This is a genomic window from Halegenticoccus tardaugens (assembly GCF_004116405.1).
Taxonomy (GTDB): domain Archaea; phylum Halobacteriota; class Halobacteria; order Halobacteriales; family Haloferacaceae; genus Halegenticoccus; species Halegenticoccus tardaugens.
Window position 1 is genome coordinate 190,719 of record NZ_SDIC01000006.1, and the last position, 13,449, is coordinate 204,167.

Sequence of the window (13,449 nt, forward strand, 5' to 3'; positions counted from 1 at the left end):
GATCGGTCGCACCCGCAGACGGCCCCGAACGAAGATCGCACGGTCCGTCGCTTCCCGGCCGCCGCCCTCCCGTCCCGTCGACGGAATCGGTTCCGATAAGTCGCGCGCGGCGCGACTCTCGGGCATGACGCGATCCGTCCGAATCATCGGCGCACCGACCGACTACGGCGCGAACCGACGCGGCGTGGACATGGGTCCCTCGGCGATCCGCTACGCGGGACTGGCTGACGAGCTCGTCCGGGCCGGCGTCTCGACGGTCGACGCGGGCGACGTCGCCGCCCCGCGGGCCGAAGAGCGCGACCCCGACGCGACCGCCCCGCCGGCGGGCAAGGCGAAGTTCCTCCGCGAGACGGAGGAGGTCTGCGCGCGGTTGGCCGACGAGGTCGCGGCGGCGATCGACGGGGGTGAATCGCCGCTCGTCCTCGGCGGCGACCACTCGGTCGCCATCGGCACGCTCGCCGGGTCCGCCCGCGACGCGGACGTCGGCGCGATCTGGTTCGACGCCCACGGCGACCTGAACACGCCGACGACCTCCCCGAGCGGGAACGTCCACGGTATGCCGCTCGCGGCGGCGCTCGGCGTGGGGGAGTTCGCCGACCTCGACTGGGCGGTCGCCCCCGGTCTGCGCGAGCGCAACGTCGCGCTCGTCGGCCTCCGCTCGCTCGATTCGGCGGAGAAGAAGGTCATCCGCGAGAGCGACCTGACCGCGTTCACCATGTCCGACATCGACGAACGTGGCATCCCGGACGTCGTCGAGGAGGCGCTCGCCGTCGCCGGCGACGGCACGGACGGGGTTCACGTCAGCCTCGACCTCGACTGGCTCGACCCGAAGGAGGCGCCGGGCGTCGGAACGCCGGTCCGGGGGGGCGTCACCTACCGCGAGGCGCACTCCGCGATGGAGGCGGTCGCCGAGTCGGGCGCGCTGCGCTCGTTCGAACTGGTCGAGGTGAACCCGATCCTCGACGAACACAACGAGACCGCCGCGCTGGCGACCGAACTCGCCGCGAGCGCGTTCGGGAAGCGAATTCTCTAGGTCCGACCCTCGGCGGCCTGTATATTCATGCGCCGCGGTTTTCCCCCCGCGCACCGGGAGTGTTCCCGTGAGGCTCGTCCACGTCTTCGTTCCGGCCGATCAGCTCCATTCCGTCCGTCGCGAACTCGAAGCGCACGACGTCGATTACGTGGCGACCCGAGGTGACGACGGGCAGGCCGACCGCACGCTCGTCCAGTTTCCCCTCCCGACGGACGCGGTGCCGGACGTGCTCGACGCCCTGCACGGGGCGGGGCTCGACGAGGACGCCTACGTCGTCGTCGGCAGCGCCGAGAGCGCGCTCACGCCGCACATGGAGTCGCTCGTCGACCGGTACGCGGAAGACTACTCGCCGCTCGCGTCGTTCGAACTCACCTCGAAGGCGCGCTCGCTCAGCCGCGACACCTACTCGTTCGTCTGGATGATCCTCCTGAGCGCGGTCATCGCCACCGCCGGCCTGCTGCTCGACTCGCCGGCCATCGTCGTCGGCTCCATGGTCATCGCGCCCATCGTCGGTCCGGTCCTCACCGCGAGCGTCGGCGCGGCCGTCGGCAACGAGCGGATGATGGCCGCGGGAATCGAACAGCAGGCGCTCGGTCTCGCGGTCGCGATCGTCGGAGCGGCCCTCACGGCCGCGTTCCTGAAGGAGTTCTCCTTCGTCTCTCCGATCCTCGAACCGAGCACGATCGAACTCATGCGGGTTCGGCTCGCGCCCAGCGCCGCCGCCGTCCTCGTCGGCGCGGCCGCCGCGGGGGCCGCCGCGTTCGGCGTCACGACGAAAGGGCCGCTGTCGCTCATCGGCGTGATGATCGCCGCGGCGCTCATCCCCGCGGCCGCGGCCACCGGCATCGGCATCGCGTGGGGGTCGCCGCTCGTCGCCGTCGGGACGCTCGTCCTCCTCCTCGTCACGATCGTCGTGATCAACGTCGTCCTGTTCGCCTCGCTGTGGGTCCTCGGCTACCGGTCGACGCCCGGATTCGACTCGCTCTTCCGCGGCGACGCCCGCCGGACCGCCGCCGTCGCCCTCGCCGCGCTCCTCCTCGTCGCGGTCGTCGGCGTCGTCTTCGCCGGAACCGCCCAGCAGATAGCGTTTCAGCGGGGGGTCCACCAGGGGACGACGGACGTCCTCTCGCAGCCGCGGTACGACGACGCGAGCGCCGCGAGCGTCTCCGTCGAGTACGCGTATCCGCCGCTCTCCTCGCAGCCGGAGACGGTGACGGTCACCGTGAACAAACCCGCCGACGAGTCGTACGCGTCGCTCCCGAGCGACCTCGCGGACGGGATACGGAACCGGACGGGCGAGCGGCCGATCGTTCGGGTGCGGTACCAGAGTTACGAGCAGGCGCGATCGACCCCGGCGTCCACCGCACCGACCGGACTACTCGCCCCCGCCGCCGATCCGATCGGCTGAGACGACGTCGACGGAGGCGACGGCGTCGCCGTCGTCGAGGTCCATCACGATGACGCCCATGGTGTTGCGCCCGACCGTCGAGATCCCGTCGACCGGGGTGCGCACGATCTGGCCGTCCCCGCTCATCACGACGAGGTGATCGCCCGGACCGACCGCCTCGATGGCGCAGCTCGGACCGTTGCGCTCGTTCGTCTTGATGTCGATGAGGCCCTTCCCGTTGCGCGACTGACGCCGGTAGTCGCCGATGTCGGTTCGCTTGCCGTAGCCGTTCTCCGTGACCGTGAGCAGCCAGCTGTGGGTCGCCCCGTCCACCGCGGCCACGCCGGCGACCCTGTCGTCCCCTTCGAGGCGGACGCCGCGGACGCCGCGCGCCGTGCGACCCATCGCGCGGACCTCCGACTCGTCGAAGCGGATGCTCATCCCGCCCTCGGTGGCGATCACGAGGTCGCGCTCGCCGTCGGTCACCTCGACGTCGACCAGCGCGTCGCCGTCTTCGAGCCGGATCGCGCGGATGCCCGTCGAGAGGATGTTCCCGAACTCGTCGACGCCGGTGCGCTTTATGTAGCCGTCGCGGGTGACCATCGTCAGGAACTCGTCGTCGTCCATGTCGTCGGTGTTGACGACGGCCGCGATCTCCTCGCCGTCGCCGAGGTCGACGACGTTCACCGCCGACTTCCCGCGCGCGGTTCGGCTCATCTCCGGGATCTGGTAGGTCTTCAGCTGATAGACCCGTCCGCGGTTGGTAAAGCAGAGCAGGTAGTCGTGGCTGTTCGCGACGAACACCGACGACACGCGGTCGCTCTCCTTGAGGTCGGTTCCGATGATTCCCTTCCCCCCGCGGTTCTGCGCGCGGAACGTCGAGAGGGGCATCCGCTTTATGTAGTCGGACTCGGTGACGACCACGACGACCTCCTCCTCGGGGATGAGGTCCTCGCGGGTGACGGTGCCCGCGTCTTCGATGATCTCGGTTCGGCGCTCGTCGGCGTACTGCGCTTTGATGTCGAGCAGTTCCTCCTCGATGACGCCGAGCAGTTCGGACTCGTCTTGCAGGATCTCCTCGAGGCGCGCGATGGTCGCCTGCACCTCTTCGTACTCCGTTTCGATCGCCTCCGCCTCCATCGAGGTGAGGCTGCCGAGCTGCATCGAGACGATGTGTTCGACCTGCGCCTCGCTGAAGCCGTACGCGTCCATGAGCGCCGCCTTGGCGGCGTCTCGGTCCTCGGCGCCGCGGATCACGTCGACCACGTCGTCGACGTTTTCGAGCGCCGTGAGCCGCCCTTCGAGGATGTGCGCGCGGTCTTCGGCCTCGGCCAGATCGTACTCGCTGCGCCGCCGGACGACCTCGCGGCGGTGGTTCAGGTACTCTTCGAGGGTCTCCTTGAGGTCGAGCACCCGCGGCTGCCCGTCGACGAGCGCGAGGTTGATGACGCCGAACGTCGATTCGAGGTGGTGTTCGAGCAGCTGGTTCTTCACCACCTCGGCCATCGCCCCGCGCTTGAGTTCGACCACGACGCGGATGCCGTCACGGTCGGACTCGTCGCGGAGGTCCCGGATCCCCTCGATCTTCCCCTCGTTTACGTCGTCGGCGATGCGCTCTATGAGCCGCGCCTTGTTCTGCTGGAAGGGGAGCTCCGTGATGACGATCCGCTCGTCGTCCTCGCCCTCGTTTTCGACCTCGAACTCCGTGCGGACGCGGATGCGACCGCGTCCGGTCTTGTACGCCTGGTGGATGTCGTTCCGGCCGACGATCTTCGCCCCGGTCGGGAAGTCGGGACCCTTGACGTGCTCCATCAGGTCCTCGACCTCGCAGTCGGGGTGCTCGATGAGGTGGACCGTCGCGTCGATCACCTCGCCGAGGTTGTGCGGGGGGACGTTCGTGCTCATTCCGACCGCGATGCCGGAGGAGCCGTTGACGAGCAGGTTCGGGAACGCCGCCGGCAGCACCTCCGGCTCTTCGAGGCGGTCGTCGTAGTTCGGCGCGAAGTCGACGGTGTCCTTTTCGATGTCGGAGAGCAGCTCCTCGGCGATGGCGGACATCCGGGCCTCCGTGTACCGGGGCGCGGCGGGCGGGTCGCCGTCGACGGAGCCGAAGTTGCCCTGGCCGTCGACCAGCGGTTCGCGCATGGAGAAGTCCTGCGCCATCCGCGCGAGCGCGTCGTAGATGGCCGAGTCGCCGTGCGGGTGGAAGTCGCCCATCGTCTCGCCGACGATCGACGAGGACTTCCGGTGGGTGGACCGGTTGGTGACGCCGGCCCGCTGCATCGCGTAGAGGATGCGCCGGTGGACCGGCTTCAGCCCGTCGCGCGCGTCCGGGAGCGCCCGGCCGGCGATGACGGACATCGCGTAGTCGATGTACGACTGTTCCATCTCGTCTTCGATGCGTGCGGTCGTGACCTGCGCGGCGTCGACCGCGTCCTCCGGGTTCGGGATGTCTGAACTCATCGTGTCTCTTTCGTTCGATCGATGGTCGCGCGAGCCCCCTCGGGCGTCCGTCGCCTCGGACGCTCCGCGTCGGCGTCGCCGCTATCGCTGGTGGGTCGTCGTCCGTCCATGCGGCTCAGATGTCCACCCACCGGGCGTCGGTGGCGTGTTCCTTGATGAACTGCTTTCGCGGCTCGACGGCGTCGCCCATCAGGACCGAGAACATGCGGTCGGCCGCCGCCGCGTCCTCGACGGTGATCTGCTTTAAGATCCTGTTGTCGGGGTCCATCGTGGTCTCCCACAGCTGCTCGGGGTTCATCTCGCCGAGCCCCTTGAAGCGCTGGACCTGCGTCGGGTTGCCGTCGCACTCCTCCTCGACGATGCGGTCGCGCTCCGCCTCGGTCATGGCGTCGTACGTCTTCCCGCGGTAGCGGACGCGGTACAGCGGCGGCTGCGCCGCGTAGACGTACCCCGCCTCGATGAGCGGCCGCATGTGGCGGTACAGGAGCGTGAGAAGGAGCGTTCGGATGTGGGCTCCGTCCACGTCCGCGTCGGTCATGAGAATGATCTTGTGGTAACGCGCGTCGTCGATGTCGAACTCCTCGCCGATGCCCGCGCCGACGGCCGTGATGAGAGAGCGGACCTCCTTGTTCTCCAGGATGCGGTCGAGCCGGTGTTTCTCGACGTTCAGGATCTTCCCGCGCAGGGGCAGGATGGCCTGGAACCGACGGTCGCGACCCTGCTTCGCGCTCCCGCCGGCGGAGTCGCCTTCGACGAGAAACAGCTCCGCCTCCTTGGGGTCGCGGGTCTGACAGTCGGCCAGCTTGCCCGGCAGCGACGTCGATTCGAGCGCGCTCTTGCGGCGGGTGAGCTCCTCCGCCTTCTTCGCGGCCTTTCGCGCCTTCGCGGCCTCGACGGCCTTCCGGATGATCGCCCGCGCCGTCGCCGGCGTCTCCTCGAAGTAGGTGCCGAGACCGCCGTGGGTCGCGCTCTCGACGATGCCGCGGACCTCGCTGTTGCCGAGTTTCGTCTTCGTCTGCCCCTCGAACTGGGGGTCGGGGTGTTTGACCGAGATGACCGCCGTCAGGCCCTCGCGAACGTCCTCCCCCTTGAGGTTGTCGTCGAGGTCGTCCGCCAGGCCGTTCGCGTTCGCGTAGTCGTTGACGACGCGCGTCAGCGCCGTCTTGAAGCCCGTGAGGTGCGTCCCCCCCTCGCGCGTGTTGATGTTGTTCGCGAACGAGTGGACCGATCCCTGCAGCTCGTCGGTCGCCTGCATCGCCACCTCGACCTGGATCCCCTCCGTCTCGTCGGCGAAGTAGATCACGTCGTCGTGCAGCGGGGTCTTCGTCTCGTTGAGGTACTCGACGAACTCGCGGATCCCGCCCTCGTAGTAGAAGACCTCCGACTCGTCGGTCCGCTCGTCCGTCAGGACGATCTCGACCCCGGAGTTCAGGAAGGCGAGCTCCCGAAGCCGGTTGGCGAGCGTCGAGTAGGCGAAGTCGGTCGTCTCGAAGATGTCGTCGTCGGGCCAAAACCGGATCTCGGTGCCGGTCTCCTCGTCGGCGTCGAGGTCGCGGACCCGCTGGAACGCCCCGGCCTCGGGTTCGCCGTGGTCGAAGCGGTGGACCCAGACGCCGCCGTCGCGCCTGACTTCGACCTCCAGCCACTTCGAAAGCGCGTTGACGACGGAGACGCCGACCCCGTGGAGCCCGCCGGAGACCTGGTAGGACTTGTTGTCGAACTTCCCGCCGGCGTGCAGGACCGTCATGATCACCTCGACGGCGGGGCGGTCGTACTCCGCGTGCGTGTCGATCGGGATGCCGCGACCGTCGTCGACGACGCTGACGGATCCGTCCTCGTGGATCGTCACGTCGATGTGGTCGCAGTAGCCCGCCAGCGCCTCGTCGATGGCGTTGTCGACGACCTCGTAGACGAGATGGTGAAGTCCGCGTGCGTCGGTCGACCCGACGTACATCGCGGGCCGTTTCCGTACGGCTTCGAGCCCTTCGAGGACCTGAATCTGCCCGGCCCCGTACTCGCTTTCTTGTGCCATAGAACTTGAGTACCGTACGAAAGCACCGTCCTTAAACCCCTCGCACGCGGGCGCGCGTAGGAAAAAATAAAACGCCCGCAGCCGGAATCGACCGTCCACGACACGCCCATAACCGGAATCTACCGTCCCGACTCCCCGACCGCGTCCCCCGGCTGTTCACTTTCACCCCGGTGCCGAACAGGTTTTAACCGTCGGTCCGATACCACACTCTACAGAATGACGTCGTTCCAGTCGACACTCGGCGACGAGCCGGGGATCGCAGAGGAGTTGGCGGAGAGCCAACGCGAGATCTCCATCGCCGAGTTCTTCGAGAAGAACAAGCACATGCTCGGGTTCGACAGCGGGGCCCGAGGGCTTGTGACCGCCGTGAAGGAGGCGGTAGACAACGCGCTCGACGCCACCGAGGAGGCGGGGATCGCCCCCGACATCTACGTCGAGATCTCCGAGGTCGGCGACTACTACCGGCTCGTCGTCGAGGACAACGGTCCGGGCATCACGAAACAACAGGTCCCCAAGGTCTTCGGGAAGCTCCTCTACGGGTCTCGGTTTCACGTCAGAGAGCAGAACCGCGGCCAGCAGGGGATCGGAATCTCGGCCGCGGTGCTCTACTCGCAGCTGACGAGCGGGAAGGCGGCGAAGATCACGAGCCGCACGCAAGGCAGCCCCGACGCGGAGTACTTCGAACTCATCGTCGACACCGACGCGAACGAGCCCGAGATCAAGGCGTCGCGGACCGCCTCGTGGGACCGATCGCACGGGACGCGGATCGAACTGGAGATGGAGGCCAACATGCGCGCACGCGCGCAGTTGCACGGGTACATCAAGCACACGGCGGTCGTCAACCCGCACGCGCGGATCGAACTCCGCGAGCCCGGACTGGACGGGCCGCTGAAGTTCGAGCGGGCGACCGACCGACTCCCGGCACAGACAGAGGAGATCCGTCCGCACCCCCACGGGGTCGAACTCGGGACGCTCATCAAGATGCTCGGCGCGACGAACTCGCACTCCGTCTCCGGCTTCCTCCAGGAGGAGTTCACCCGCGTCGGAAAGAAGACGGCCGACAAGGTCGTCTCCCGCTTCCGCGACCGGCACTTCGGCCGCGAGATGGCCTGGAGAGGGCCCGACGTCGCGGTCCAGTCGAACGGCGGCGACGACCTCGAAGCGGCGGTCGTCGAGTCGGTCTCGAACAAGGGGGCGGACGCGACGGCGACGTTCGCCGCGGGGATCGCGGACGTCGTCCGGAGCCGCGAGCGAACCGCCCACCACGAACTGCGGACGATCGTCGCGAACGCGGCCGACGCCGCGGAGGAGGAGACCGGAACGACGTTCGGCGACACGGTCCGCGAACGGGCGCTCGACGCCGCCTGGGGAGCGATCACGGCGCACGACGAGGCGTCCGGGATCGACCGACTGACGCCCTCTTTGTACCCCCTCGTCGACGAGGCGACGAGCACCCGGAAGGACGACGCGACCGTGCGGGCGCTCTCGGAGCGCATCGCCCGCAAGTTCGCGGCCGAAGCGGACGGTCGACACCGCGTGACCCGACGGCGGCTCCGAGAGTACGTCGTCGCCGCGGCCGACGCGACGGCGGAGTACGACGACGCGACGGTCGGCGAGACGGCCCGGGAGAACGTCGTCGAGGCGCTCTGGGCGGCGATGCGAACCGTCCCCGACGATCCGCCGAAGGTCGCGGCGGTCGCAGAGAGTCGGGACACCGCCTCGGAGTTGCTGGAGGCGATGCGCGAGACGGACATCCTCGCGCCGCCGACCGACTGCCTCTCGCCGATCACGGCCGAACTCGTCGAAGCGGGGCTGAAAAAGGAGTACGACGCCGACTTCTACGCGGCGGCGACCCGCGACGCCGAGGTCCACGGCGGCGACCCGTTCATCGTCGAAGCCGGCATCGCCTACGGGGGCGACCTCCCCGCGGAGGGAGGCGTCGATCTCCTCCGGTTCGCCAACCGGGTGCCGCTCGTCTACCAGCGAGGCGCGTGCGCCACGACCGACGTGATGAAGGGGATCGGCTGGCGCAACTACGGGCTCGACCAGCCCGGCGGGAGCGGGATGCCGAACGGCCCCGCGGTGGTCATGGTGCACGTCGCCTCGACGAACGTTCCCTTCACGAGCGAGTCGAAGGACGCGCTCGCGAACGTTCCCGCCATCGAGGACGAGATCGAACTCGCGATCCGCGAGGCGGCCCGCGAGCTCAAGTCCTACCTGAACAAGCGCCGGTCGCTCCAGAAACGTCAGAAGAAACAGGACGTGCTCGGCACCATCCTCCCGCAGATGGCGGACAAGCTCGCCGAGGTGACGGGTCGCGACCGCCCGGACATCGGCGGCGCGCTGGCGCGGATCATGAACAACGTCAGCGTCGAGCGCGAGGTCGAGGACGGGACGGTCACGCTGACCGTCGAGAACCACTCCGACCGGAGCGAACAGCCGGACATCACGGACATCGTCTCCGAGGAGCCGGGCGAGTTGAACGGCGACGCCACGGTCGTCGATCTCGACGGCGAGTGGTTCGTGAAGTGGTCCCCGTCGGTGCCGGCGGGCGAGACGGCGACGCTCACCTACACGGCGGGTGAGGCGGCGGAGTTCGACATCGACGTCGACGGCGTCGAAGCGGAGAAACTCACGGTGAACGCATAATGAGCGGTCAGACACAGGAAGACAGAGCGCGCGAACAGCTCATCGACCTCGCGGCGGAGTTTTACGACCAGTTTGCGGGCGGGCAGATCCCCGAGATGAAGCTGCCGACCCGGACGAAGAGCAACATCGAGTACGACGAGGACTCCGAGGTGTGGGTGTACGGCGACCGAACGAGCACCCGGAGTGCGAACAGCGTCCGCGGGGCGCGCAAGCTCCTCAAGGCCGTGTACACCATCGACTTCCTCGCGAAGCAGCTGGAGGAGGATCGCTCGTCGACCCTCCGTGAGCTGTACTACCTCTCGGAGTCCTGGGACACGAAGGAGGCGCACTTTACCGACCAGGACGAGTCGAACCAGCTCGTCGAGGACCTCGAGATCGTCAGCCACGTCACGCGCGAGGACTTCCACATGCGCCCGGAGGAGTCGGGCGCGACGCTCATGGGACCGCTCCGACTCCGCGAACAGACCCGCCGCGGCGAGCGCGAGATCCACTGCCAGGAGGACGTCGGCGAGGGCGGCTACCAGATCCCGAACAACCCCGACACCATCGAGTTCCTCGACCACGACGTCGACTTCGTCCTCTGCGTCGAGACCGGCGGGATGCGCGATCGGCTCATCGAGAACGGCTTCGACGATGAGTACAACACGCTCGTGGTGCACCTGAAGGGCCAGCCCGCCCGGGCGACCCGCCGCATCACGAAGCGGCTGCACGACGAACTCGACCTGCCGGTCGTGGTCTTCACCGACGGCGACCCGTGGTCGTACCGTATCTACGGCTCCGTCGCCTACGGGTCGATAAAGAGCGCGCACCTCTCCGAGTACCTCGCGACGCCCGAGGCGGAGTTCGTGGGCATCCAGCCGGCCGACATCGTCGAGTACGACCTGCCGACGGATCCGCTCGCGGACTCGGACGTGAACGCCCTCCAGAGCGAACTGGAGGACCCCAGGTTCCAGACCGACTACTGGCGCGAGCAGATCGAACTCCAACTCGACATCGAGAAAAAGGCCGAACAGCAGGCGCTGGCCTCGCGCGGCCTCGACTTCGTGACCGACACGTACCTCCCGCAGCGCCTCGACGAGATGGGCGTTCTGTAGCGCGCCGGTATCGGTATCGGAGACGCGTTAAAAGTGCGTCGGTACCGGGGGCGGTTCTTCCCGACTCGATCGCCCGGAGACGGTCCCGGGCGCGCGACGGTCGCCGCCGGTGGAATTATATCGAAAAACAATGTAGGTTGCGCCGGTGGAGACCAGCCATGGCGACCACCAACCTGGCGAACTGCCCGAACTGCGACTGGACGGGGACGCCGACTGATCTCGACAACCGGCACGGCAGGCCGGCGTGCCCGAACTGCGGCCGACGCGTCACGCTGGCGTAGCCCGGCCGTCTCGGTCGGTATCGCCTTTTTCGCGTTCGATCGCCCGGTTAGCTCACGCCCCGCTCGTCGAGGACGACCGGCACGCCGCGGCCCGCCACGTCCGCCGCGAACGCCGCCGAGTCCGCCTCGAGGAGGTCGAACGTGTCGTAGTGGATCGGGAGCACGAGGTCGGGGTCGAGCGCCTCGGCGAGCGCGGCGGCCTCGCGGCGGTCCATCACGACCGAGCCGCCGATGTTCGCGAGGAACAGGGACGCGTCGAGGTCGCGGAACGCCTCCAGCGCGTCCGAGTCGCCCGGCCAGAACACCGTCGTGTCGCCGAGCGCGAGCAGGAAGGCCACGCCGAGCCCCCTCGGATGGTGCGGCTCGCCGTTCTCGTCGACGTGCGGACCGTCGGGTTCGTTGTACGCCGGCAGCGACCGGACCTCCGCGCCGTCGAGTTCGAGCCGTTCCGCCTCGCCGACGCGGACGACCTCGTACGGGAGGTCGTCGACGGGCGTCAGGTCGCGATCCGAGTCAGCCGCGTCGACGCCCTCGTAGACGACGACGGTCGCGTCCTCCTTCGCGACGCGCTCGATCCCGTCGGGATCGTAGTGGTGGACGTGCGTGACGCAGACGAGGTCCCCGTCGCGGGCGTCGTAGTCGTCCAGCACGCCGTACCGACCGGGGTCGAGGTAGGCGACGAAGCCGTCCGCTGTCTCCAGCCGCGCGGTCGCGTAGCCGAGCCACTCGACGAGCGTGCCGTCGTGTCGAACAGTCATACCGACCGGTACGACGCGACGGGCTAAGCCCTTTGGGTGTCACGACGTCGCGCGCTCACCGACTCTCCGCCAGCCGCTCGATCCGCTCCAGCGAATCGGCGTCCGCCGGATCTTTGTCCGCGCGAACCGAGACGAACCGCGGGAACCGCAGCGCGTATCCGGACGAGTACGTCGGCGACCGCTGGATCTCCTCGTAGCCGACCTCGAACACGGTCGACGGACGGATCGTCACGTCCTTGCCCCGCTGTGATTCGATCTCGGGTTCCAGCAGCTCGGTGAGTTCGGCGAGCTTCTCGTCGGTGATGCCCGTGGCGACCTTGCCGATGGTTTCGTACCCCGACGGCGTCCGCGCCGACAGGAGGAACGTCCCGAGGAACTTCGCGCGCCGGCCCTCGCCCCACTCCGCGCCGGTGACGACGAGGTCGAGCGTCTCCACGTCGGGCTTGTGCTTCAGCCAGTTCTTCCCCCGGCGACCGGGCGAGTAGGTCGACTCGGGGTTCTTGAGCATGATCCCCTCGTGGCCGTCCTCGAGCGCCACCTCCTCGATCGCGGCGATCTCCTCCGGGTCGTCTGTGAGCGTGAGCTTCGAGACGCCGTCTGCGAGCGCGTCAGTCAGTCGCTCGTGACGTTCCACGAGCGGCGCGTCGAGGAGGTCCTCGCCGTCGACGTGGAGGCAGTCGAAGGCGTGGAGCCACAGCGTGACCTCCTCGAGCATCCGCCCGACGTCGTGCTTGCGTCTGAAGCGCCGGAGCACCTCCTGGAACGGGAGCGGACGGACGCCGTCGCCGTCGGGTCGGGGCTCGACGGCGACGACCTCGCCGTCGAGGATGGCGGGTTCTCGCAGGTTCTCCTCGACGAACGCCACGATCTCCGGGAGCGCGTCCGTCACGTCCTCCATGTTGCGCGAGAAGACGGCGACGTCGTCGCCGTCGAAGTGAACCTGCACGCGCGCCCCGTCGTACTTCGTCTCGACCGCGACCGTCTCCCACGCCTCCAGCGCGTCCGCGACGGTGCCCGCCTGCGCGAGCATCGCCTGCACCGGCCGGCCGATCTCCAGTCGGACGCGCTCCAGCCCGTCCTCCCCCTCGTCGCGGGCGAGTTCGGCCACGCGGCCGTAGTCGTTCGACACCTGCAGCGCCCGCTTTACCGCCTCCACCGGCGCGTCGAACGCCTCGGCGATGGCGTCGCGGACGGTCCCCTCGCCGACGCCGATCCGCATCTCGGAGAGGACGAGTCGCGCCAGGTAGCGCGCCTCCGCGGGCGACGAGCGGTTGAACAGCCCGAAGAGGACGTCCACCTTCCGGTCCTGGCTACCGGACCCCTCCGCCGCCGCGAGGCCGCGGAGCGAGCGGTCGACCTCGGCGACGGTCAGCCCGTCGCGTCCGCCGGTTCCGAACGACGCGAGCCCCCGCTGGCCGCCGAACTCGTAGCTCGCGGCGACCGCGCCGATCTCGCCGGTCTCCGCGAGCCGCGACTCCACGTCGTCGGCGTCGACGTTCGGGCCGGCGGCGCGGGCGATCGCCTCGTAGCAGAGGTTCGGCCCGACGTCGAGCGTCGTCGAGTCCCACGCGGGGAAGACGCGTCCCTGAACGAACCGGGCCACGATCGGCAGGTCGTCGTTCGCGTCCTCGAACAGCGCGCGAACGAGCGCCGTGATCTCGAGATCCGCCGTCTCGGCCTCGATCTCGTCGGCGCGGGCGGCGAAGTCGGCGAACTTCATCACCCGTGGTAGTGAGCTTACGGTGTTAAGCG

Annotated in this window: 9 protein-coding genes; 5 read left to right on the forward strand and 4 right to left on the reverse strand. The window is 68.7% G+C overall.

Features of this window, described 5'->3' with window-relative positions; all coding sequences use genetic code 11:
* Positions 1-124: 124 nt before the first annotated feature.
* Together rocF and C3L37_RS16850 are read left to right on the forward strand one after the other, a co-directional pair.
* Positions 125-1,033 carry an arginase gene (gene rocF / locus C3L37_RS16845; protein ID WP_129115759.1) on the forward strand — a complete coding sequence of 303 codons (909 nt, stop codon included), beginning with the start codon at positions 125-127 and terminating at the stop codon, positions 1,031-1,033.
* Positions 1,034-1,100: 67 nt separating this feature from the next.
* Positions 1,101-2,441: a DUF389 domain-containing protein gene (locus C3L37_RS16850; protein ID WP_129115760.1), complete on the forward strand. Its 1,341-nt coding sequence runs from the start codon at positions 1,101-1,103 to the stop codon at positions 2,439-2,441.
* Here the strand turns inward: C3L37_RS16850 and gyrA are convergent.
* Positions 2,409-4,883, reverse strand: coding sequence for a DNA gyrase subunit A (gyrA, locus tag C3L37_RS16855; protein ID WP_129115761.1), 2,475 nt, complete (start codon positions 4,881-4,883; stop codon positions 2,409-2,411). The genes C3L37_RS16850 and gyrA overlap by 33 nt on opposite strands.
* A gap of 115 nt (positions 4,884-4,998) precedes the next feature.
* Positions 4,999-6,915, reverse strand: coding sequence for a DNA topoisomerase (ATP-hydrolyzing) subunit B (gene gyrB / locus C3L37_RS16860; protein WP_129115762.1), 1,917 nt, complete (start codon positions 6,913-6,915; stop codon positions 4,999-5,001).
* Between the two features lie 216 nt (positions 6,916-7,131).
* On the opposite strand from gyrB, the gene C3L37_RS16865 reads away from it, so the two are divergent.
* From C3L37_RS16865 to C3L37_RS25385, 3 genes are all read left to right on the forward strand, one after another.
* Positions 7,132-9,564: a DNA topoisomerase VI subunit B gene (locus tag C3L37_RS16865; protein WP_129115763.1), complete on the forward strand. Its 2,433-nt coding sequence runs from the start codon at positions 7,132-7,134 to the stop codon at positions 9,562-9,564.
* Positions 9,564-10,658, forward strand: coding sequence for a DNA topoisomerase IV subunit A (locus tag C3L37_RS16870; protein WP_129115764.1), 1,095 nt, complete (start codon positions 9,564-9,566; stop codon positions 10,656-10,658). Before C3L37_RS16865 ends, C3L37_RS16870 begins: the two co-directional genes overlap by 1 nt.
* 158 nt (positions 10,659-10,816) lie before the next feature.
* On the forward strand, positions 10,817-10,939 hold the full coding sequence (locus tag C3L37_RS25385) for a hypothetical protein (RefSeq protein ID WP_267195334.1): 123 nt from the start codon (positions 10,817-10,819) through the stop codon (positions 10,937-10,939).
* Between the two features lie 47 nt (positions 10,940-10,986).
* Here C3L37_RS25385 and C3L37_RS16875 read toward each other — a convergent pair whose 3' ends face one another.
* Together C3L37_RS16875 and ligA are read right to left on the reverse strand one after the other, a co-directional pair.
* On the reverse strand, positions 10,987-11,697 hold the full coding sequence (locus tag C3L37_RS16875) for an MBL fold metallo-hydrolase (RefSeq protein WP_129115765.1): 711 nt from the start codon (positions 11,695-11,697) through the stop codon (positions 10,987-10,989).
* A gap of 55 nt (positions 11,698-11,752) precedes the next feature.
* A complete protein-coding gene (gene ligA / locus C3L37_RS16880; RefSeq protein ID WP_129115766.1) occupies positions 11,753-13,417 on the reverse strand; it encodes an ATP-dependent DNA ligase LigA in 1,665 nt (554 codons plus the stop codon).
* Between the last annotated feature and the right edge of the window lie 32 nt (positions 13,418-13,449).